This is a genomic window from Exiguobacterium sp. s75 (assembly GCF_018617145.1).
GTDB classification, from domain to species: Bacteria; Bacillota; Bacilli; order Exiguobacteriales; family Exiguobacteriaceae; genus Exiguobacterium; species Exiguobacterium profundum.
In genome coordinates this window covers 520229-543054 of the sequence record NZ_JACSJQ010000001.1, presented here as the reverse complement: position 1 = coordinate 543054, position 22826 = coordinate 520229, and the positions used below count along the sequence as shown (strand labels likewise).

The window sequence follows — 22826 nt, the reverse complement described above, 5'->3', positions numbered from 1 at the left end:
TCCGTCTAATCTAATAGAGGTTTTAGTGCATCGGCAAGCGGTGCCGTCTCTTTTTCGTCAGGTCGTTTCCCTGCAACAAGTTGACGAATCGACAAGCCGAAGTCCATTTGGAGGTGAGGATAGTCCGGGAATGAGTTCCAGTCTCCGCCCCATTCAAAGCCGAGCGCCTTTCCTAACTCCCCGAGTTCTTGCCAGTCAGGAATGTCATTCCGATTACGATCCGTATTCAGGTCATAGTCGGTCTTGTTGTTATGGATGATAACGAAATCGACAGCAAGACCATAGTTATGATAGCTCTGACCCGCCTTCGCATTGGTCACCACTTGCCCGGGTTCAGACCGCCCTTGCGCATAAAGCGCATTCTGTTCCTTGGCAGAACGGTATCCTGAAGTGAGGCGCACTTCGAGGTCTAGACAAGAATGGGCCAATCGAATGAACGATTCTCCTCGATTGGCGACTAACGGATGCAACCGATCAAAATCAATCTTCGTCCTTACCAAGATCGCATCCTCTTTCTCCACGTCCCGCACACACATATCCGCTTCGAACGTCGGCTCGTCTACCCAAGGCACCGGTTCCGGTTGCATATAAAAGTAAGCGAGCGTAATGCCAATCAGAAAGGCGACCATCGCAAGAGATAACACGCCTGTCCATCTCATCTTCTTAACCGTTTACGCAGTCCTTTTAAGAGTGGCAACCCTTTTTCGAGTGCCATATACAAAGGACGATTCAAGACGAGGTCGAATTCCCCGACCTTTTCAATCATGTCGCTTCCCCATCCCGATTTGAATGCGTAAAGACCAGCATATTCATCATCCGGGTCCGTACTTCCTGATACCCCGCCGAAGTCGTATCGCTCGGCGCCACTCGCTTTGGCCGCCTGCATCATCGTCCATTGCATCAAGTGGTTCGGCATAAATTCACGGAATTCATTTGACGAGGCTCCGTATAAGTAATAAGAGCGCCGTCCTGCGAGTGTCAACAGACCACCTGATAAGACGAGCCCGTTCGGATAGGTCTGATCGAGTTCGACGAGCTCAGGGAGGGCTTGCTCCGCTTTTTGAATTTGTGCCTCCGTCTGTTCCTTGCGGTTCAAAAGGCTGTTACGTTTCTTTTCAATCGTTTCTTTCTCAAGGCCCCGTTCAATCTTCGCCAACTCTTTCTTCGCTTTTTCTAGCGTCGCCTGTTGCTGTTCGAGTGCGATTTTCGGTTCGAGCGTTGTCAAGAAGAGACGGGCATCGTTCGGTTGCAGACAATCGTATAGGTTCTCAAAATAATCGAGCCCTCGCGTAGCGAATCCGTCACGCTCCCCTGTCACTTTCATCAAATCGGCGAACGTTTTGAGTCCGTCACGACCGACCTCTTTGCAGACGATTCCTTTTTTCTCCGCGAGACGGACATTGTAGCGGAACTTATGATGGAATTTCGCAAAAATATCCTTCTCACTCGGGCGCAAATCCGTTTCCATTGTAAAACGAGGTTGGGCGTAGTCAAAGCCACCGCCGTATCCCTTATGTTTAAACCCGATGGCAGCCATTTCGGTCAATAGTCCTGGCAATTCATCGCGGTCGATGTTTGGATCAATTTTTACGACGATGGCTTTATGTGCCGTCGCGACACGCGTCGCTTCTTTCACGAGCGCCTGTAGCGATGCCAAGTCGTCGTAGTCCACGACAAACCCGCGTGGGGCATAGCACAATGTGTATGGTAATTTCGGGACACGTTTGAATAAAAGTAAAGCGACACCGGACGTCACACCGTCTTGCGCGACCGCTACACGTTCTGACGTCCAACCATTTTGGCGCTTCACATCTCCCCAACTCGATAGTTGCAACAAATCCCCACGGTCGTGTGTTTTGACGAAGTCGTCATGCTCTTTTTCTGTCAACGTAATTGGTTGTACTGCCATAAATCATGCTTCCTCCGTATTCAAAATGGTCGCTCGAACGATTGCCTCTTCATCGAGCGGCAATTTTTCATTTCCGATAATTTGATACTTCTCGTGCCCTTTCCCTGCTAACACGATGATGTTGTCCGGTTTCGCTAGACGGGCCGCATAACGGACCGCTTCTTCTCGATCCCCGATTTCAACAAAGTTGTCATGAGTCATCCCGGCTGCAATCCCTTTTGTAATGGATTCATACGCTTCGAATCGCGGATCATCCGTCGTAATGATGACGGTACCGGCATAAGTCGACGCCATCTCACCCATTGCCGGACGTTTTGTGACGTCACGGTTCCCACCTGTCCCAATCAAAAAGATAATATTCTCTTTCGGTACGCCGACGAGCGACTTCAGACACTGTTCGATGCCATCCGGCGTGTGGGCGTAGTCCGCATATACGTTGTAACCTGGGACGTCTAAACGTTGCATCCGTCCCTTGGCCGGATGAATCATCTCGAGTGCTTTGGCAATTCGTTCAAGTGAATAACCGGCAGCGAGAAGACAACCCGTCGCCAACAATAGATTGTACACGTTGAAACGACCGATGAATTGAACCGTCACCGGAAGTTTCGCGCCTTGGTAATTCAATGTAAAGCTCGTTTGAGACAACGTCTGTTCAATGTCCGTTGCCATCAGGTCTGCTTGCGCATCAATCCCATACGTTATTACTTTCGCACCGGTCATCGTCTCATAAAGAGGCGTTTGTGCATCGTCCGCGTTCAAGACGGCGACTTTCCCACGTGAGGCCATTTGACCGAGTTGAGCGAACAATAATCCTTTTGCACGTGCATAGTTTTCGAACGTCCCATGAAAATCTAGGTGATCGTGCGTCAAGTTCGTGAAGCCAACGATGTCAAAATCAGTTCCGATGACACGTCCGAGCTCAAGACCGTGTGAGGACACTTCCATCATCACGTCCGTCACGCCTTCATCTCGCATTTGTGCCAACAACTGTTGAAGTTCTGAACTTTGAGGCGTCGTATTTTTACTTGGGACGTTTTTGTCGTTGATACGTACTTCAACGGTCCCAATCAAACCGGTCGAATGCCCGAGGACATCGAGGACGTCTCGTAAAATCGTCGTCGTCGTCGTTTTTCCATTCGTTCCCGTGATTCCGAACAGTCGCATCTGTTCAGATGGATACGCATAAAAGGCCGAAGCCAACAACCCGATCGAACGCGAGCTGTCACGTACAATCAGGTTTGGCACTGACAGGTCGATCGGTCGTTCGCTAACGACTGCCACCGCGCCTCGCTCTACCGCTTGCGCCGCATATTCATGCCCATCCACCGTATAGCCTTTGATGGCGACAAACAGCGTTCCCGGCACAACTTCTCGCGAGTCCGTCGTCACATGCGTCACGACGATGCCTTCTAGATTTGGTTGATTAATTAATTGTATCGTCTTCACTAAATCCGTTAAGTTCAAGTCTTTCCCTTCTTTCACCTGTATCCTATCCAAACTAAAGAATACCTCTTAATCAGTGTAGAGAACTTACAATTCGGTTTCAAGTCACGCTTCGTTTGGGAGGACATATGACTTCGCTGGGCGATGGCTCAACACCTCACGAATCAATTCATTGACCTCATCGCGTTCAATCCGTTCTACTTTCGCAATCACTTGTTCTATCGGCTCGACTTCATCGAGAAGTAGCAAGTTCCGTCCGTTCCGGTTCATACGGGCACTCGAACTTTCATTCCCAAGAGCGATCGACCCTTTCAATTGTCGCTTGCCTTTGTCTACTTCCTCAGCAGTCAAACCGTCGGCGACAAGTCGCTTCATCTCTCTCTCTAGGATGACTTCGACTTGTTCCAACGTATCTGGCGACGTACCGACGTATATGGTAAACGTACCGTGATCGGAAAACGTCGTGTAATAGGAGTAAATGGAATAAGCCAAGCCCTCTTCTTCACGGATGGACTGGAACAAACGCGAAGACATCGTCGCGCCGATTGCGTTGTTCATCAATGCCAAATGAGGCAATCGATCGTCCGTCGCCGGAATCGCTTCGTAGTTCCAACAGAGGTGGGCTTGCTCCGTTTCCTTATGTTTCGTCAATGTGTCATGGAACAGTTCCGGTTGATTGATTTCTTTCGACGATTCCCTAGAAGGGATGTGGGCAAACCTACGTTTTACCGCCTGGATCAATTCTTCAGAAACATGACCTGCGATCGAGACGACAATCTGCTCGGCCGTATACTGTTCCTGTAAGTATTCGACGAGCTGGTCCCGCGTCAATCGATTGACACTCTCCTCCGTCCCTAAAATCGGTTGGGCAAGTATATCGTCTCGATACGCCGCAATGGCCAATAGTTCGTGAACGAGATCTTCCGGCGTGTCCTCATACATTTTAATCTCTTCCACAACGACACGCTTTTCTTTCTCCAACTCCTGCATATCGATTACTGACTCAAACAGCATGTCTGTCAGGACGTCGAGCGCCATGACCGCGTGTTCATCGAGCGTCTTCACATAAAAGCATGTATGGTCTTTCGAGGTGAAGGCGTTGACGCTTCCACCGAGCTCATCGAAAAAGGAAGCAATCTCTTTCGCGCTTTTCGATGCTGTCCCTTTAAACAGCATATGTTCAATCAAATGACTGATGCCGATGTTCTCAAACGTCTCTGTACGTGTCCCTGCTTTAATGAATACCCCGGTCGAGGTGCTAAGCGAACCTTCGATTGGTTCGATGATGATTCGGACACCGTTCTCTAATGTCATCCATTCCATATTCTCACTCCTATGAAAAAGGCCATCGCACCAAGACGATGGCCAGAATAATTAATTTGTCGAGCGCGGTGGACGACGGTCCCCGTCACGACGTGGCGGACGGCTATCGCGAGGTGGGCGGCTTTCACGTGCTGCCTTCCGTTTCGCTTCGTATGCCTCACGCTCTTCAGGAGACAATCCTTCTAAGATGAGCGCTTTTCGTGATGCGTTGACACGACCTTTGTCATCGATTTCAGTGACTTTGACTTGAATCGAATCGCCAAGCTTCACAACATCCTCGACGTTCGCGACACGCTCAAGGCTGAATTCGGATACGTGTACGAGCGCATCTTTCCCTTTGAACAACTCGACGAACGCGCCGAATTTCTCGATACGACGTACGGTAGCATCGTATACTTCACCGACGACGACTTCACGGACAATGTCACCGATCATAGACATGGCAAGATCGATTCCTTCTTGATCCGTCGAGGCGATGAAGACCGTACCGTCTTGTTCGATGTCGATCTTGACGCCCGTTTGGTCGATGATGCTGTTGATCATCTTCCCACCTGGTCCGATGACGTCGCGGATTTTATCCGGATTGATTGTCATCGTCACAATCTTCGGTGCGTATTTCGACAATTGTGTACGTGGTGTATCCAACGTCTCAAGCATGTGGTCAAGAATGTGCAAACGACCGACACGTGCCTGTTCAAGCGCTTCTTCTAGAATTTCACGCGTGATTCCGGCAATCTTGATATCCATTTGAAGGGCAGTGATCCCGTCTTTCGTTCCAGCTACTTTGAAGTCCATATCCCCAAGGTGGTCTTCAAGTCCTTGAATATCTGTCAAGACCGTGTAGTGTTCACCTTCCATGATAAGACCCATGGCAATCCCGGCGACTGGCGCTTTGATTGGCACACCTGCATCCATCAATGCGAGTGTCGACCCACAAATCGAAGCTTGTGAACTTGAACCGTTTGATTCGAGTACTTCCGAAACGAGACGAATCGTGTATGGGAAGTCTGCTTCTTTCGGAATAATTGGAAGAAGCGCACGCTCACCGAGTGCTCCGTGACCGATCTCACGACGACCTGGCGCACGGACCGGACGAGCTTCACCGACTGAGAACGGCGGGAAGTTATAGTGGTGCATAAAGCGCTTGTTCTCTTCAAGACCGATTCCATCGATGATTTGTGCGTCTCCGATGACACCGAGTGTCGCAACAGACATGACTTGTGTTTGACCTCGTGTGAAGAGACCGACACCGTGTGCACGTGGGAGTAATCCGACTTCTGATGCGAGCGGGCGAATCACGTCTGGACGACGTCCGTCTGGGCGGACTTTTTCGACCGTGATCAAGCGACGGACTTCATCTTTGACGAACTTGTTCAAGATGCCTGAAACTTCGCCGAGTTTTGAAGGGTCATCCGCAAGACGCGCTTCATACATCGCGACATACTTCGCAATCACTTCGTTGATGGCTTCGTCACGAGCGTGTTTCTCTTCCACTTGAACCGCTTCTACGATTTCAGGACGGGCTGCTTCGAGTTCAGCAGTAAGTGCCTCATCGTATTTCGAGACCGTGTATTCGAATTTAGGTTTTCCGACAGCTTCTACGATTTCTTGTTGGAATGCAATCAAACGCTTGATTTCTTCATGTCCAAACAAGATCGACTCGAGCATGACGTCCTCAGGTACTTCGTTCGCACCTGCTTCAACCATGTTGATGGCTGTCGATGTCCCTGCAACTTGAAGTTCAAGGTCCGTTTTCTCCAACTGAGCCGTCGTCGGGTTGATGACGAATTCGCCGTCCACACGGCCGACTGTCACGCCAGCGATTGGACCGTCAAACGGTACGTCAGAAATCGAGAGCGCGATCGACGTTCCGAGCATACCTGCCATTTCAGCCGAGCAATCTGGGTCGTTTGACATGACGTAAATCATGACTTGAATATCATGACGGAATCCGTCTGGGAAGAGTGGACGAATCGGGCGGTCGATGAGACGTGATGTCAAAATCGCGTTTTCACCCGGGCGACCTTCACGACGAAGGAAACCACCTGGAATTTTACCGACCGAGTAAAGTTTCTCCTCATAGTTGACCGTCAACGGGAAGAAGTCTAAATCTTTTGGTGCTTTTGAAGCCGTCACTGTCGCAAGGACAACCGTATCTCCATAACGCACGAGTGCCGAACCGTTTGCTTGCTTCGCAAGTTGGCCGACCTCTACAGACAATGGGCGTCCGCCCCACTCTGTAGAGAATACTTGTTTCGTACCTAACATGTACATTCTCCTCTCAAACCTTATCTAGTTTATTATGTAACTCATTCCAACGAATGTCTAATCATTTTCCTTAAAAAAGAAGAAACGGACTAGGACGTTGTCCCAGCCCGTTAAACAGTCTCGATCGATTAACGACGGAGACCGAGGCGTTGAATCAATTCACGGTAACGTGTAACGTCCTTGTTACGAAGGTACGTAAGCAAGTTACGACGACGTCCAACCATTTTCAAGAGACCGCGACGTGAGTGGTGGTCTTTCTTGTGTGTACGAAGGTGGTCGTTCAATGTGTTGATTTGTTCAGTCAACACAGCCACTTGTACTTCTGGTGAACCTGTGTCACCTTGTTTTGTCGCGTATTCCGCGATAATTTCGTTTTTACGTTCTTTTGAGAGTGCCATTGCCTCTCCACCTCCATTTAATGAAAAATTGCCGCGTTGCCGAGCCGGCGTTGGTGAATCGACCAGCCAAGCGAAGCGGTGTACTTTGCGTACTTGACAAGGATAGCGTACCCGCTCTTGAAAGTCAAGATAGGATTGAGCGGGCTGCCACCTCATCTTCTTTCAGTTGAGCGACTAGCGCATCCAACCCGTCGAACGCGCGCTCGTTCCGAATATATTGGATCCACTCGATTTCGATGACTTGTCCATATAAATCCTCTGAGAAGTCGAAGAGATGGCTTTCAACCGAGACCGATCCCGTCTCATAAAACGTCGGACGACGTCCAACATTCGTCATCGCACGGAACGTCCGTCCGTCCGGGAGCGTGACGCGAGTCGCGTAAACACCTAATCGTGGCATGACGTATGAAGCGTCCATCAACACGTTCGCAGTCGGGAAACCGATGGTACGCCCTCTCGCATCACCGTGAATGACTTCGCCACAGATCACGTATGGCGTACCGAGGAGTTCATGTGCGGCATCGACCTGTCCCTCTGCCAAGAGTTTACGGATGCGGGTAGATGACACTTTTTCCCCATCCATCGTCTGCTCTGTGACGACAGACGTCGTGAATTGGTCACGCGCATGGTATGGAAGTGTCTCCATCGTCCCTTCTCCAAACTTTCCATAAGAGTAATCAAAACCAGCTGTCACGTGCACGGCTCCGGCACCGATCAAATAATCATCGACAAACTGTTGCGGGGACAAATTGGCCAATTCTTTTGTGAATGTCAAGACGAGGCAACGCTCTACCCCGAGCGCTTCGATGCGCTTCAGTTTCCGGGACAGCGGTGTAATATAGCGGACCGCATCCGGTTTATTGGAGAGTACTTGTTTCGGATGAGGATCGAACGTGACGACCGTCACCGGCAGGTTGTGCTCCGCTGCCACCCGTTTGGCATGATGGATTACAGCTTGATGCCCTTTATGAACACCGTCGAAGAAACCGAGTACCATAATGGACGGATACACGTCGGGTGTTTCTGGATAAGTGAGATGTCTTGTTTCCATACTGTCAAATTCCCCCTTAGTCGATAGCCAACATGACCTCGACTGTAGCGTCTGTCGTTCCTTCTTGTCTTCGATATAAAGCAAGAGGGATTCCTTCTTCATTATAGACAGTAAATAACTCAAATTCGAGCGAAACGCCGTTCAGTTTCCCGCCGTTGCGAATATAGCGTTCCCGATTCTTTGGAATGGTGATCATTGGCCAGCGTTTGATCACATCTTCGAGAGGAATGACATACGCCATTCGCTCCTCGACCGTTTCAAGTGTTTGAAGCGTTCCGAGTGTTACCGCGGTCGCTTCATCAAACGTTCCTGAGCTCGTCCGTCTGAGTTCGCTCATATGGGCAGGGTAACCGAGTTTCTCCCCAATCTGAACGGCGAGCGTTCGAATATACGTCCCTTTCCCACAGTCGATTTCCATTCGGAATCGACAGACGTCCGCTTCGAATATCAATTCACTCGTCCGCTCCAGACGAAGAATCTCGACCGTCCGCCGAGGTCGTTCGACGGTCTGCCCTTTCCGAGCATACTCGTACAACTTTTTCCCGTTTACTTTGACCGCCGAGTAGTACGGCGGGATTTGTTCAATCATTCCTGTCAATTGGCGCATCGCCTCGTCAATCTGGGTTGCATCCAAATCGTTCGGTGTGACTGACTTCTGCGTGACGACCTCGCCATGCGCGTCCTCGGTCATCGTGGCGGTACCAATCGTCACCTCGGCCACGTAACGCTTCCCTTCATCTGTGATAAAACGCGATAACTTTGTGGCGCGCCCTAAACAGATGGGCAATACGCCTGTCACTTCCGGGTCAAGCGTACCTGTGTGACCGACCTTTTTCGTCTGGAACAATTTTCGTAATTTAAATACGCAGTCATGACTCGTCATGCCAGCATCTTTATCGAGTACGAGCACTCCGTTCGGTTCCAATTTCATCCCTCCATATAAAAAAGGGAGAACGACGTCTCCCCTTTCAAATTATTAATCTTTGTTCAAATCACGAATCAACGAATCGATATGGCTACCATATGCGACTGAAGAATCATATTCAAACGAGATCTCTGGTGTTTTACGAAGACGGATGCGATTCCCGATTTCGCGACGGATAAACCCTTTCGCCTTATCGAGACCAGCTTGCGTTTCTGCTTTCACATCTTCCTCATCACCAAGCACCGTATAATAGACTGTTGCTTGCTGTAAGTCACCTGTCACATCAACGCTCGTAATCGTAGCGTTTTTTGTACGCGGGTCACTGACTTCCCGTAACAAGACATCTGTTATTTCTTTACGCATTTGCTCGGCAACACGTTGGGCACGAATTTTCATACGTGATCCCTCCTCACATTATTTACGTTCGACTTCTTTCATGACGAACGCTTCAATGACATCGTCTACTTTGATGTCATCAAATTTCTCTACTTTAATCCCACACTCATAACCAGTCGCCACTTCTTTCACGTCATCTTTGAAACGACGAAGCGTATCGAGTTTACCTTCGTAAATCACGATTCCGTTACGAATGACACGGACACCGGCGTCACGTGTGATTTTACCTTCTGTCACATAACAACCTGCAATAGCACCGACTTTCGAAACTTTGAAGACGTCACGGACTTCGACTTGACCTGTGATTTCTTCCACGAACTCTGGGTCAAGCATCCCTTTCATCGCGCTCTCGATTTCTTCGATTGCGTTGTAGATGATGCGGTGGAGACGCATTTCAACGTTCTCTTGTTCCGCCATCGAACGTGCGTTTCCATCAGGACGGACGTTGAATCCGATGATGACAGCATTCGCAGCTGAAGCGAGGATGACATCACCTTCCGTGATTGCACCGACACCTTGGTGAACGATGTTAACTTTGACGCCTTCGACATCAATCTTGCGGAGTGAACCAGCCAATGCTTCGGCTGACCCTTGAACGTCTGCTTTGATGATGACGTTCAAGTCTTTCACTTCACCTTCTTGAATGCGGCTGAACAAATCATCAAGACTTACTTTCGCCGACTCACGACGCTGTGACTCAAGGTAACGTTGGTAACGTTTTTCCCCGATTGCACGTGCTTTCTTCTCATCTTCGAAGACGATGAACTGGTCACCCGCTTGTGGAACGTCGTTCAAACCAGTGATTTCAATCGGTGTAGATGGTCCGACTTGTTTCACACGGCGACCGATATCGTTGACCATCGCACGGACACGACCGAATGTGCTACCGACGACGATTGAGTCTCCGATTCGAAGTGTACCGTGTTGAACGAGAAGTGTCGCGACCGGTCCACGTCCTTTGTCGAGTTTCGCCTCGATGACTGAACCACGAGCTGGCATGTCTGGTGTCGATTTATATTCTTCGACTTCAGATACGAGGAGAATCATCTCGAGCAATTCATCGATCCCTTCGCCTTTAATAGCAGAAATCGGAACGAAGATTGTTTCGCCGCCCCACTCTTCAGGGATGAGACCGAACTCTGTCAACTCTTGTTTGACACGGTCAGGGTTTGCCCCTTCTTTGTCCATTTTGTTGACTGCCACGATGATTGGAACGTTCGCTGCCTTGGCGTGCGAGATTGCTTCCTCTGTTTGTGGCATGACGCCATCGTCAGCCGCAACGACGATGATTGCGATATCTGTCACTTCGGCACCGCGGGCGCGCATCGTTGTGAAGGCTGCGTGACCTGGTGTATCGAGGAATGTGATTTTCTTATCGTTGACTTCAACTTGGTAAGCACCGATGTGCTGCGTGATTCCGCCCGCTTCTCCTGCGACGACTTTCGTGTTACGAATCGAGTCAAGAAGTGTCGTTTTCCCGTGGTCGACGTGACCCATGATGGTAACGACAGCTGGACGTTCTTCAAGGTCATATTGTGAGAAGTCGATCTCAACTGTTTCAAAGTCTGTCTCATCGACAACAACTTCTTTTTCAACCTCAAAGCCGAATTCTGCAGCGAGTAATTCAACCGTTTCATCATCAAGCGTTTGGTTGATGGTTGCCATGACACCGAGACCCATCAACTTCATGATGATTTCATTTGGCTTTTTATTCATTTTTAAAGCAAGGTCAGACACGCTGAGTACATCGTCATACTTGATGACGTTGCCCATCTCTGCCTCTTGCGCGAGACGTGCTGCTTTACGCTGACTTGTCTTCGAGTTTGGATCGGCTTCTTGTGGCACAGCTGCTTTTACCGGCTTGCCTTTGCCTTTCCCTTTTCCACGTTTTTTATTGCGTGGGTCGTTGTTTCGGTTATCGTTACGATTTTGTCCACCGCGATTGTTTTGTCCACCGCGATTGTTTTGACCGCCACGGTTTTGTTGTCCCGCTTGTGGACGTGACGCTTGTGCTTCTTTTTTCTCTTGCTTCGGCTCATTCGATGTTGACGTCGCTTTCGCTTCCGCTTGTTTTTCAGCACGATATTTTTCAGGATTGAACACACGGTCCAATTGTTTTACCGTTTCCTCATCGAGGACGGCCATATGGTTTTTCACCGGTTTGTTCAATTTTTCTAATTGAGTAATGACTTGTTTACTCGTTACATTCTGTTCTTTTGCAAATTCATAGACGCGTTTTCCCAAAGCATCCACCTCCGTTAATAGTTAAGAGAGAAGTTGCTTAAGCTTGTTCGCAAATCCGGATTCTGTCACCGATACGACGACACGCATGTCTTTACCGAGTGCGGCACCGATTGTATAGCGATCGCTCACTTCAATCAATGGCACTTGATAAGACGCACATTTGTCAGTGACTCGTTTTTTCGTCGAGGCACCTGCATCTCCGGCTAGAATGACGAGCTTGGCACGACCTGCTCGTACATCCTTTAATACAAACTCTTCTCCCATCGTTACTTTCCTCGCTCGAGCAGCAAGGCCTAACAATGATTCCCACTGGCTCATGATTCGCCACCTGCGACAGCTTTCAACTGTTCATACAAGTCGTCGCTCGTCTTTACTTTCAAGTGATGGTCGAGCGTCCGTTTTTTCTCTGCTTGACGAACGACTTCGATATCTTTTGATAAGTAAGCACCACGACCGTTCACTTTACCCGTCTGATCGATGACCACGTCACCTTCAGGCGTCCGAACGACACGAATCAATTCTTTTTTCGGGAGCATTTCCTGTGTGACCACACACTTACGCAAAGGAAGTTTCTTTTGCTTCATGGTCATTCCTCTTCTTTCACCGCAGTCGTTTCAACTGTAGCATCTGATAAGTCTTGTTCTACTTCATTTTGAACAATTTCTGGTTCTGATTCAACTTTTTCAGCGAACGTATCGAACAAATCAAGTGCTTCGGCATCCGTTTCACTCTTGATGTCGATTTTCCATCCTGTCAATTTCGCAGCGAGACGGGCGTTTTGACCACGTTTCCCGATTGCGAGTGACAATTGATAGTCCGGTACGACGACTGTCGTCGATTTTGCTGGCTCGTTGACATATACCGCAACGACCTGAGCCGGGCTGAGTGCGTTACGAACGAACTCTTTCGGGTCTTCAGACCAGCGGACGATATCAATTTTCTCGCCGTTCAATTCGTCGACAATCGTTTGAACACGTTGTCCTTTCGGTCCGACGCATGCGCCGACCGGGTCGACGATATCCGAGTGTACAGCGATTTTCGAACGGTCACCCGCTTCACGCGATACTGACATCACGTCGACTGTCCCGTTTGAAATCTCAGGAACTTCGAGTTCGAACAAGCGGCGCAAAAGTCCCGGATGCGTACGCGAAACTTGAATCGCTGCACCTGAACCTTTCGTCGTTGAATCTACTTTTGTCACGTATACTTTGATACGGTCATGGATTTGGTATGACTCGTTCGGCATCTGTTCATTCGGTGTCAATACAGCTTCAATGTTGTTTTCGAGACCGATATAAAGGTTGCGTGGGTCAAAACGCTCCACGATTCCTGTCATGATTTCATCTTCTTTGTCAGCGAAGTGGTTGTAGATGCGTTCGCGTTCCGCTTCACGCATCTTCTGTGTGACGACTTGTTTTGCCGTCATCGCCGCGACACGTCCGAAATCACTCGGTGTGACTTCTTCTTTATGGAAATCGCCGAGCTCATAGTTCGGATCGATTTCATGTGCTTCTTCGAGTGAGAGCTGTTGGTCCGGTTGCGTGAGGCGCTCTACGACTTCTAACAAAGCGTAGACACGGATATCCCCCGTCACCTGATCAAACTCGACTTTCACGTGCTCGTTCGGGTTCGCCACGTTGCGACGATACGCAGAAATGAGCGCTTGTTCGAGTGCATCGATAATGATATTTTTGTCGATTCCTTTTTCTTTGGCAATCTGATCGATTGTAGTGAGTAATTGTGGACCCATCTTCTTCCCTCTCCTTAACTAAACGTGACCGCTAAGCGGGCTTGTGCAATTTTGTCAACCGGTAGCGATACCGCTTTTTTTCTTGTCTTGATGCGTGTCTCGATCACGACCGTTTCCCCATCATATGCCGTCAAAATTCCTTCAAACTCTTTGGCACCATCGATCGGAGCGAACGTTTTCATGTAGACATTTTTGCCTACCGCACGTTCAAAATCGCTCGGCTTTTTCAGCGGACGCTCCGCACCAGGACTCGAGACATCAAGATAATAAGCCTGTTCAATCGGATCGGTTTCGTTTAGTTTTTCCGAGAGCTGTTCATTGATATTGACGCAATCGTCCAAATCGACGCCCCCCGGCTTATCGATATAGACGCGCAAGAACCAGTCTGGACCTTCCTTAACGAATTCCACATCGACCAATTCCATGTTTTCCCGTTCTACGATCGGCAACGCAATCGATTCAACGACTTCTGTTATTTTGGACACTCTCATCCCTCCTTCTGGCTTTTACATACAAGAAAGGAGTAGGGTTCCCTACTCCTTTCCGTCGTAGTATCCAACTTTGTTCGATACCAATATATCATATTTTCCCGATAAATCGCAACTTACACCCCAAAATCAAAGAATGAGAGTTGGTTCTCATCAGGCAGACCTTCGAGACATTTCATCGTATCAAGTGTCTCGATGACCGTTTTCGAAAGTTTCGCACGTTTCCGCAAATCTTCTTTCGAAAGGAACTGTCCTTCTTCTCTCGCTTCGACGATTGCTTTCGCCGCATTCGTTCCAAGGCCATCGACCGCGTTGAACGGTGGAATCAGCGTATTGTCTTCAATCAAGAACTCTGTCGCACTCGACCGATACAAGTCGATGTTTTGGAACTTCATACCCCGCTCGAGCATTTCGAGTGCCAGTTCAAGGACCGTGTGCAGTCCTTTATCCTTCGCCGTCGCATCGAACCCTTTTTCTCGGATATCCGACATCGCCTTCCGTACGGCCTGAGGACCTTTAATCATTGCGGACAAGTCAAAATCTCCCGCCCGAACGGTAAAGTACGTCGCGTAGTACAGAATCGGATGATGCACTTTGAAGTATGCAATCCGAACCGCCATCAAGACGTAGGCAGTCGCGTGCGCTTTCGGGAACATGTACTTGATTTTCTTACAAGACGAGATATACCATTCCGGCACGTCATTCTCCCGCATCTCGGACTCCATCTCTTCCGTGAGTCCTTTCCCTTTCCGGACGGACTCCATGATTTTAAAGGCGAATGATGGTTCGAGGCCTGCATAAATCAGATAGACCATGATGTCGTCTCGACAACCGATGACATCTTTCAGTTCGCACGTCCCGTTATAAATCAATTCGTTCGCGTTCCCGAGCCAGACGTCTGTTCCGTGAGATAGACCAGAGATTTGAACGAGTTCCGAGAACGTTGACGGTTTTGTCTCTTCAAGCATCTGACGGACGAACTTCGTCCCGAATTCTGGAATCCCGAGTGTCCCGGTTTTCGATTCAATCTGTTCCGGTGTCACCCCAAGCACTTCTGGTGAAGAAAAAATCTTCATGACAGTCGGATCATCCGTCGGAATCGTCTTCGGATCGATACCAGACAAATCCTGTAACATCCGGATGACGGTCGGGTCATCATGCCCGAGAATATCGAGTTTCAATAAGTTGTCATGGATGGAGTGGAAGTCAAAGTGAGTCGTCTTCCACTCAGAAGAATTGTCATCCGCCGGATACTGGATCGGAGAAATGTCCGCGATGTCCATGTAGTCCGGTACGACGATGATCCCCCCTGGGTGTTGCCCTGTCGTCCGTTTCACCCCGGTGACCCCGGACACGAGACGGTCCACCTCGGCGTTCCGGTAAATCTTATCGTTCTCGGTCGCATAGCCTTTCACGTATCCATAAGCCGTCTTGTCGGCAATCGTTCCGATTGTCCCGGCACGATACACATACTCTTCTCCGAACAGCACTTTTGTATAGGCGTGGGCATGCGGTTGATATTCACCTGAGAAGTTCAAGTCGATATCTGGTACTTTGTCCCCTTTGAAACCGAGGAACGTCTCGAACGGAATGTCATGACCGTCTTTTTTGTACCACGTGCCGCACTCCGGGCACTCCTTGTCCGGTAAGTCATATCCCGACCCGACCGACCCGTCGTTGAAGAAATGTGAGTGCTGACAGTTCGGACAGACGTAGTGAGGTGGTAGCGGGTTGACTTCGGTGATCTCCGTCATCGTTGCGACGAGACTCGAACCGACCGACCCACGCGACCCGACCAGATACCCATCATCGAGTGATTTTTTAACGAGTTTATGCGAAATCAAGTAAATGACGGCGAACCCGTGACCGATAATCGACTTGAGCTCTTTCTCAAGACGCGCCTCCACGATCTCAGGCAGCTCGTCCCCGTAGATGGAGCGAGCCATGTCGTAGCTCATATTCCGAACCTCATCATCCGCACCTTCAATTTTCGGCGTATACAAATCATCCGGGATGATTTGAATCGACTCAATCTGGTCGGCAATCGCATTCGGATTCGTGATGACGATTTCACGCGCTAAATCGTCACCTAAAAACTTGAACTCTTCCATCATTTCTTTCGTCGTCCGAAAGTGCGCATGCGGTAATTCTTTACGCGTATTGATAAAGTTCGCCCCACCTTGGGTACGAATCAAAATTTCGCGATAAGACCGGTCGGACCGATCTAGATAGTGCACATTCCCTGTCGCACAAACCGGTAACTCGGCCTTCTCGGCGACGCGAATGATACGCTTAATGATTTCGCGGAGTTCTAACTCATTCGCCACAATCTCTTTATCAATTAAATGATGGTAGAGTGCCGGCGGATGAATCTCGATAAAGTCGTAAAACGACATCATCTTCTCGAGTTCATCATCCGACTTGTTCAAGGCGGCGTCAAAAATCTCCCCGTTATCGCAAGCCGAACCAATCAACAGTCCTTCCCGTCGCTTCACGAGCTCAGAACGTGGCATGCGTGCCATCCGATACAAGTAATCGATGTGAGATAAGGAGATGAGCTCATATAAATGACGAAGTCCTGGCTTTTTATTTTTAGCGTAGATAGTCGCATGAAACGGACGAATCTTCGATACGTCACTCCCGACTTTCGCGTTCAACGAGCGATGTGTCGTCATCTCGAACATCTGCTTAGCGAGATCGAGTAGCTTCATGAGCAAATATGCTGTTGCTTCCGCATCATAAATGGCACGGTGATGTTGTGTCAGTTCGATATCGAATCGCTTCGCAAGTGTATTGAGTCGATGATTCTTCAACGTCGGCATCAACGTTCGAGCAAGTTCGAGCGTATCGATGACCGGATAATTATCTGGTTCATGTCCTCCGCTACGGAGAGTCGCCTCAAGGAAGCCCATATCGAATGACGCGTTATGGGCGACGAGAATGCTGTCGCCACACCAATCGACGAACTGTTTCGTGATCACTTCCGGGTCCGGTTGACCTTGGACCATGTCATCCGTGATCCCAGTCAATTCAATCGTGGTCGCTGACAAGGCATGTTTCGGGTCGGCGAACGCCTCAAACCGGTCAATGATTTCCCCGTCCTTGATTTTAACCCCAGCGAGTTCGATGATTTTATTGTAGACGGCAGAAAGTCCCGTCGTCTCGACGTCGAAGACGACGTATGTCGCATCGTCCAATGCCACATCGGTCGCATGATAGGCGACAGGGACACCATCGTTGACAACATTCGCCTCGACTCCGTATAACACTTTAATGTCGTTCTTCTTCCCGGCATAATACGCTTCTGGGAACGCCTGGACTCCCGCATGGTCGGTGATGGCAATGGCACGATGTCCCCATTTCGCAGCACGGGCGACGAGCGACGAGACGTTTGTGACGGCATCCATTTGGCTCATCTGTGTGTGCGCGTGAAGTTCGACACGCTTCTCGCCTTCCCATTCGTCACGTGGCGGTTCGACCTTCACTTCTTGAAGTTGAGATGCCATCATACATAGTTCGCGCATGAACGAATCATCTTCGACCCGCCCAGCTGTTTGAATCCACATGCCTTTTTTGACGGCACTGAGCATACGGTCGTCATCGTCATCGCGGGCAAATACTTTCACAATCAATGAGTCGGTGTAATCCGTCATCTTGAACGTGAACAGTTTCTTCCCACTCTTCAATTCTTTCCGTTCTGCCGAGAAGACGAGTCCACGAATCGCGACACGTCGTTCTTCCTCGATAATCGTCTTGATTGGGACGATCTCATCTTTAATGAGCGCACCCATCCGGATTTCTGTGATCGGTTCGTCATTCGTTTCTGTTGCCTTGGCGAATTGAGCAGCCAGTGCCATTTTCGCTTGTTCGATGTCTTCTTGAACAACCTGTTCGCGAAGGGCCTGATTCGCCTCAGCGTCTTCTGAAAATTGAGCCTGACACGGCTTTTTCGTGAACCCATAGGCACTATAGAGCGCCTGCACTTCTTGACAGAGCTCTTTGTCCACATAACTCGCCTCAGGTGCGGAACGCACCGGGATCATGAGTTTGTTCTGCTCGAATCGTGGCGAAACGGAACCGAAATAACTGCGCATCGCACCAGAAACTTGGCTCAACTCGCTGACGATTCGCGGCCAATAGTCGATATAGTCTTGCTCACTTCCACCAGCTGTTGTCGAGAACCGAGCGTACACCTCATCCGCGAACGTCGCATAACGGCTTTCTAATCGACTCATGAACAATTGATGCACGTCGTATGGCAATACTTTTGGAAATGAAAAATAAAACGTCCACGTCCGTCGCTTCTTGTTGACGACGAGCCGTGAGAGTTCGGCCTGATCAAACAGGTCCGTCTCGGTCGTGATCCCAAGGTCACTTAATAATAATTGCATCTTTTGATTTGCTTCCACGGGTCCGTCTTTCCCCCTTTATGCCAATTCGACAAATGAAGGTGACCGCCTCCGCTGTCACCTTCATCCATTAATGAACTTCGCTAAATTTTGAAGCGATGACTTCTTTCAATTCATCGATTGACGTTTCAATCACTTCACCTGTTGCACGTACTTTCACTTCAACGATGCCTTCGCCGGCTTTTTTCCCGACGTTCACGCGAATCGGAAGTCCAATCAAATCTGCATCTGCAAACTTGACGCCCGCGCGTTCTTTTCGGTCGTCGAACAAGACATCGTATGTTTGACCAAGCTCTTCATAAAGACGGTTCGCCAACTCGACTTGCGTCTCATCTTTTGCATTGATTGCGATCAAATGGAGATCGAACGGCGCCACGTTACGTGGCCAAACGATTCCACGGTCGTCGTGATGTTGTTCGACGATGGCTGAAAGTGTGCGTGACACCCCAATGCCGTAGCAACCCATGATGAGTGGTTCGGCACGACCCTCTTCGTTGAGGAACGTCGCACCCATCGCTTCTGAATATCGTGTCCCGAGTTTAAATACTTGTCCCACTTCAATCCCACGAGCAAAACGAACCGGACCGGACTCATCCGGTGCCAAATCGCCTTCGACAACGAAACGTAAATCGTGGTATGTCATCTCGGCAAGGTCGCGCGCAGCGTTTACACCCGTGTAGTGTGTGTTCGCCTCGTTGGCACCACAGACTGCATCCACTAAGTACTTGACCGCATAGTCGGCAACGACTTTGACCGGAGCGTTAATCGGTCCGAGTGTACCTGGCGCACAGTTGAACAACTCAACGATTTTCGCTTCTTCTTCAAGTTGAATGTCGAGTCCACCGAGTGCGTTCTTCACTTTGACTTCATTCGCTTCGTGGTCGCCACGAACGATTGCCATGACGGTTTCGCCATCCACGTTGAACAAGACAGATTTGATTGTCGTCTTCGGATCCACGTTCAAGAATGCCGCCACATCTTCAATCGTACGATTCTCTTCCGTGTCCACTTTTTCGAGTGGACGAACGTCAGCTTGCTGCATCTCATAACGGTCGAGCGTTTCGGCCATCTCGATGTTCGCCGCATAGTTCGACGTGTCGGTGTAGACAATCGTGTCTTCCCCGATATCCGCAAGCGCTTGGAATTCATGCGTATCTTTCCCGCCGATTGCCCCAGAGTCCGCGACGACCGGACGATACTTCAGTCCTGTGCGGTCGAAGATGCGTGAGTACGCATTATACATGTTTGTATATTCTTCATCTAAGTCTTCTTGTGTCGCGTGGAATGAGTAGGCGTCTTTCATCAAGAACTCACGTCCGCGGAGCAACCCGAAACGTGGACGACGCTCATCACGATACTTCGTTTGAATCTGGTACAAGTTCATCGGAAGTTTTTTATACGAGTTGAGCTCGTCTCGGACGATTGATGTGATCAATTCTTCGTGTGTCGCACCGAGTGCGAAACGACGGTCATGACGGTCCGTCAAGCGCATCAATTCAGGACCGTAAATGCCCCAACGTCCTGTCTCTTCCCAAAGTTCCGCCGGTTGAATGGCAGGCATCAATAACTCTTGTGCACCGGCACGATTCATCTCTTCACGGATGATTGTTTGGATGTTGTGTAACACCTTATGTCCGAGTGGAAGATAAGAATAAATTCCTGCCGCATTTTGACGGATGAATCCTCCACGGACGAGGAGTTGATGGCTGACCGCTTCCGCGTCAGCCGGAACTTCTCTCAATGTAGGCATGAGCAATCTAGATTGTTTCATACAGTTCAACGTTTCCCTTCTCTACAAACAGCTTATTTAAAGAATGATTGAATGTCGTTCCAAGTGACAATCAACATTAAAATCATCAAGAGTGCGAATCCGATAAAGTGGACGAATCCTTCTTTTTTCGGATCGATTGGACGTCCGCGTACCGCTTCGAACAAGAGGAAAATCAAACGTCCTCCGTCTAACGCTGGCAATGGGAGCAAGTTGAAGATCGCAAGGTTGACGGAGAGAAGCGCTGTCCAGTTCAACAGCATGATCAAACCGCTCGCCGCTACTTCATCTGTCATCCGTACAATCCCGACCGGACCTGCTAGTTGATCGACACCGACTTGTCCTGTCACCAAATCACCGACCGCAGAGAAGATGAGCGTCGACATCGTCCATGTCGTTTCCGCTCCCGTCGTCACGGCTTTGACCGGTGATCGCTCGAGTGCGTTCGTGACACCAAGGATTCCGACCGTCTCTCCGTTTTGTTCGACTGCTTGTGGTGTGAGGGTGACAGTTGCTTCCTCCCCATCACGGACATACGTGACTTCCGTAGGGGTGTCCGCCCGGTCTTCTAAAGCAGATCGTAAGTCGAGCCAATCGGTAATCGGCTCACCTTCAATCGATACGATTTCATCCCCGCTCATCAAACCAGCCTCATCAGCGGCTGAATCCGGTTGAACCGTACCGATTTGACCGTCGTTCGTTGGGGTTCCTTGAACGAGCCCCACAATAATGAGCAAGATGAACGCCAAGACGAAGTTCATCGCCGGACCGGCTGCGATGGCCAAGACACGTTTCCAAACCGACTGGGCTCCAAATGTTCGATCATACGGTGCGATTTGAATTTCCATCCCTTGGTCGACAAGGAGTGTGTCTCGCTCTAATGAATAGACACGCACTTCCTCATCGATGAGAAGTTGCACTTTCAACTCATGTGTCGAATCGAACTTATCGACGGTTCCGACGACATGGACATCTGTAGCCGTGTCCGGTTGGAAGTAGACACGATCGACCGTCCCCTGTTCGGTGAGCCGGAGTCCGACATGCTGACCCGCACGGACTTCAATCGGTTCAAAATCTTCTCCGGCCATTTTGACGTAGCCACCGATTGGTAAAAGACGAATGGTATAGAGCGTTTCATTTTTACGGAATGAAACAATTTTTGGACCGAATCCGATTGCAAACTCGTGACAGAGAATGCCTGCCCGTTTCGCCATGACGAGGTGTCCCCATTCGTGTACCGAAATGAGAACGCCAAACATCAAAACGATGGCGATAAAAGTCGTCATGATTTATTCCCCACCTTCAATTCCTTGCTGAATCTGTTGACGTACTGCTCGGTCAACTTCTAGAATTTGCGCGAGCGTCGGCTCGGCAATGACCTCATGTCGAGCCATCGCATCTTCGACGAGTCGTTCAATCTCTAAAAACGTGATCTGACCGTTCAAGAATAGGTCCACTGCCACTTCATTGGCTGCATTCAAGACGGTCGGCATGGAACCACCGGCTCTTCCTGCTTCGAACGCTAACCGGAGTGCCGGGTAACGATTGAAATCAGCCTCTTCAAAATGCAGCTTTCCGATTTCCTTCAAGTTTAACCGCTTATTCCCCTCGATTTCAAGCCGCTTCGGTCCCGATAGCGCATAAAGGATCGGACCGCGCATATCCGGGTTTCCAAGCTGGGCCATCACGGCAGCATCTTTAAATTCGACCATCGAATGAATAATCGATTCACGGTGTAAGATGACTTCAATATCATTATAATCGATATCGAACAGCCAGTGTGCCTCGATGACTTCCAAGCCTTTGTTGAACATCGTCGCCGAATCGATGGTGATTTTTGCTCCCATTGACCAGTTCGGATGATTCAGTGCGTCTTCAACAGTCACATCAGCCAGCTCATCGCGTGAACGATCACGGAAACTACCGCCTGATGCCGTTAGAATAATTTTGGATACATCTTCTCTTCGTTCCCCGTTCAAACATTGATAGATCGCGGAGTGTTCACTGTCGACAGGCAACAGGTTGACCCCATGTTCTTTCACGGCCGCTTTGACAAGATGTCCTGCGGTAACGAGTGTTTCCTTGTTGGCGAGTGCAATATCTTTCCCTGCTTGAATCGCCGCAAGCGTCGGTTCAAGTCCAACTGCTCCAACGACTGCCGTCACGACGATGTCAGCCCGTTCTGCCGTCGCACACTCCTTCAGCCCCTCCGGTCCAATAAAATAGAGAGGTTCATATGTAAGATGCGGCTTCAACTGTTCGAGTACTTCGATACTCGTTGCCGACACATATTTTGGTCTAAGTCGATTGATCCATTCCGTGGCGACCTCGACGTTCGTTCCGAACGCATACGCCTCAAGTTCAAACAGGTCAGGGTGCTGTTCGATGACGTCACAAGTTTGAACGCCAATCGAACCAGTCCCCCCAATTAAGCTAATTCGCTTCATCTCGACA

Annotated in this window: 18 protein-coding genes; all 18 read right to left on the bottom strand. The window is 49.5% G+C overall.

Annotation, left to right across the window (positions count from 1 at the left end):
• Positions 1–5: 5 nt before the first annotated feature.
• The 18 genes from KNO68_RS02765 to dxr all read right to left on the bottom strand — a co-directional run bounded on the left by KNO68_RS02765 (position 6) and on the right by dxr (position 22819).
• Positions 6–659 (bottom strand): M15 family metallopeptidase, encoded by a 654-nt coding sequence (locus KNO68_RS02765; protein WP_078146729.1) that lies wholly within the window; start codon positions 657–659, stop codon positions 6–8.
• Positions 656–1909 carry a lipid II:glycine glycyltransferase FemX gene (locus KNO68_RS02760; protein WP_214687947.1) on the bottom strand — a complete coding sequence of 418 codons (1254 nt, stop codon included), beginning with the start codon at positions 1907–1909 and terminating at the stop codon, positions 656–658. The genes KNO68_RS02765 and KNO68_RS02760 overlap by 4 nt, the downstream gene beginning before the upstream one ends.
• A gap of 3 nt (positions 1910–1912) precedes the next feature.
• Positions 1913–3406, bottom strand: coding sequence for a UDP-N-acetylmuramoyl-L-alanyl-D-glutamate--2,6-diaminopimelate ligase (locus KNO68_RS02755; protein WP_251024826.1), 1494 nt, complete (start codon positions 3404–3406; stop codon positions 1913–1915).
• Positions 3407–3457: 51 nt separating this feature from the next.
• The gene (locus tag KNO68_RS02750; protein ID WP_214757103.1) at positions 3458–4675 is read right to left on the bottom strand and encodes a M16 family metallopeptidase; all 1218 of its coding nucleotides are present in this window, start codon (positions 4673–4675) and stop codon (positions 3458–3460) included.
• A 51-nt stretch (positions 4676–4726) separates the two neighbouring features.
• On the bottom strand, positions 4727–6943 hold the full coding sequence (pnp, locus tag KNO68_RS02745; RefSeq protein WP_214684465.1) for a polyribonucleotide nucleotidyltransferase: 2217 nt from the start codon (positions 6941–6943) through the stop codon (positions 4727–4729).
• Between the two features lie 128 nt (positions 6944–7071).
• Entirely contained in the window at positions 7072–7341 is a 270-nt protein-coding gene (gene rpsO, locus KNO68_RS02740) for a 30S ribosomal protein S15 (protein WP_015881433.1), read from the bottom strand.
• 124 nt (positions 7342–7465) lie between these two features.
• Complete coding sequence (locus KNO68_RS02735; RefSeq protein ID WP_215112008.1) at positions 7466–8392, bottom strand: bifunctional riboflavin kinase/FAD synthetase; 927 nt, start codon at positions 8390–8392, stop codon at positions 7466–7468.
• A 16-nt stretch (positions 8393–8408) separates the two neighbouring features.
• On the bottom strand, positions 8409–9323 hold the full coding sequence (truB, locus tag KNO68_RS02730) for a tRNA pseudouridine(55) synthase TruB (protein ID WP_251024825.1): 915 nt from the start codon (positions 9321–9323) through the stop codon (positions 8409–8411).
• 45 nt (positions 9324–9368) lie between these two features.
• Positions 9369–9713 carry a 30S ribosome-binding factor RbfA gene (gene rbfA / locus KNO68_RS02725; RefSeq protein ID WP_159562106.1) on the bottom strand — a complete coding sequence of 115 codons (345 nt, stop codon included), beginning with the start codon at positions 9711–9713 and terminating at the stop codon, positions 9369–9371.
• 18 nt (positions 9714–9731) lie between these two features.
• Positions 9732–11957 (bottom strand): translation initiation factor IF-2, encoded by a 2226-nt coding sequence (infB, locus tag KNO68_RS02720; protein WP_215112007.1) that lies wholly within the window; start codon positions 11955–11957, stop codon positions 9732–9734.
• 21 nt (positions 11958–11978) lie between these two features.
• Positions 11979–12275: a YlxQ family RNA-binding protein gene (locus KNO68_RS02715; protein WP_015881428.1), complete on the bottom strand. Its 297-nt coding sequence runs from the start codon at positions 12273–12275 to the stop codon at positions 11979–11981.
• Positions 12272–12547 carry an RNase P modulator RnpM gene (gene rnpM, locus KNO68_RS02710; RefSeq protein WP_193343251.1) on the bottom strand — a complete coding sequence of 92 codons (276 nt, stop codon included), beginning with the start codon at positions 12545–12547 and terminating at the stop codon, positions 12272–12274. Before rnpM ends, KNO68_RS02715 begins: the two co-directional genes overlap by 4 nt.
• Positions 12544–13707 carry a transcription termination factor NusA gene (gene nusA / locus KNO68_RS02705; protein ID WP_074037219.1) on the bottom strand — a complete coding sequence of 388 codons (1164 nt, stop codon included), beginning with the start codon at positions 13705–13707 and terminating at the stop codon, positions 12544–12546. Before nusA ends, rnpM begins: the two co-directional genes overlap by 4 nt.
• Before the next feature lie 14 nt (positions 13708–13721).
• Complete coding sequence (gene rimP, locus KNO68_RS02700; RefSeq protein ID WP_193343250.1) at positions 13722–14198, bottom strand: ribosome maturation factor RimP; 477 nt, start codon at positions 14196–14198, stop codon at positions 13722–13724.
• A 113-nt stretch (positions 14199–14311) separates the two neighbouring features.
• Positions 14312–18604, bottom strand: a complete 4293-nt coding sequence (locus tag KNO68_RS02695; RefSeq protein ID WP_215112006.1) for a PolC-type DNA polymerase III — start codon at positions 18602–18604, stop codon at positions 14312–14314.
• A 70-nt stretch (positions 18605–18674) separates the two neighbouring features.
• Entirely contained in the window at positions 18675–20375 is a 1701-nt protein-coding gene (locus KNO68_RS02690) for a proline--tRNA ligase (RefSeq protein WP_031421704.1), read from the bottom strand.
• Positions 20376–20407: 32 nt separating this feature from the next.
• The gene (rseP, locus tag KNO68_RS02685) at positions 20408–21658 is read right to left on the bottom strand and encodes an RIP metalloprotease RseP (RefSeq protein WP_015881422.1); all 1251 of its coding nucleotides are present in this window, start codon (positions 21656–21658) and stop codon (positions 20408–20410) included.
• A gap of 3 nt (positions 21659–21661) precedes the next feature.
• The gene (dxr, locus tag KNO68_RS02680; RefSeq protein ID WP_214684470.1) at positions 21662–22819 is read right to left on the bottom strand and encodes a 1-deoxy-D-xylulose-5-phosphate reductoisomerase; all 1158 of its coding nucleotides are present in this window, start codon (positions 22817–22819) and stop codon (positions 21662–21664) included.
• Between the last annotated feature and the right edge of the window lie 7 nt (positions 22820–22826).

Coding starts and splice junctions, on each gene's coding strand:
- nusA (WP_074037219.1), bottom strand. CDS start 13,707: ATGGGTCCACAATTACTCACTACAATCGATCAGATTGCCAAAGAAAAA.
- KNO68_RS02715 (WP_015881428.1), bottom strand. CDS start 12,275: ATGAGCCAGTGGGAATCATTGTTAGGCCTTGCTGCTCGAGCGAGGAAA.
- rseP (WP_015881422.1), bottom strand. CDS start 21,658: ATGACGACTTTTATCGCCATCGTTTTGATGTTTGGCGTTCTCATTTCG.
- truB (WP_251024825.1), bottom strand. CDS start 9,323: ATGAAATTGGAACCGAACGGAGTGCTCGTACTCGATAAAGATGCTGGC.
- KNO68_RS02765 (WP_078146729.1), bottom strand. CDS start 659: ATGAGATGGACAGGCGTGTTATCTCTTGCGATGGTCGCCTTTCTGATT.
- rnpM (WP_193343251.1), bottom strand. CDS start 12,547: ATGACCATGAAGCAAAAGAAACTTCCTTTGCGTAAGTGTGTGGTCACA.
- KNO68_RS02750 (WP_214757103.1), bottom strand. CDS start 4,675: ATGGAATGGATGACATTAGAGAACGGTGTCCGAATCATCATCGAACCA.
- pnp (WP_214684465.1), bottom strand. CDS start 6,943: ATGTTAGGTACGAAACAAGTATTCTCTACAGAGTGGGGCGGACGCCCA.
- rpsO (WP_015881433.1), bottom strand. CDS start 7,341: ATGGCACTCTCAAAAGAACGTAAAAACGAAATTATCGCGGAATACGCG.
- rbfA (WP_159562106.1), bottom strand. CDS start 9,713: ATGAAAATTCGTGCCCAACGTGTTGCCGAGCAAATGCGTAAAGAAATA.
- KNO68_RS02760 (WP_214687947.1), bottom strand. CDS start 1,909: ATGGCAGTACAACCAATTACGTTGACAGAAAAAGAGCATGACGACTTC.
- dxr (WP_214684470.1), bottom strand. CDS start 22,819: ATGAAGCGAATTAGCTTAATTGGGGGGACTGGTTCGATTGGCGTTCAA.
- rimP (WP_193343250.1), bottom strand. CDS start 14,198: ATGAGAGTGTCCAAAATAACAGAAGTCGTTGAATCGATTGCGTTGCCG.
- KNO68_RS02735 (WP_215112008.1), bottom strand. CDS start 8,392: ATGGAAACAAGACATCTCACTTATCCAGAAACACCCGACGTGTATCCG.
- KNO68_RS02690 (WP_031421704.1), bottom strand. CDS start 20,375: ATGAAACAATCTAGATTGCTCATGCCTACATTGAGAGAAGTTCCGGCT.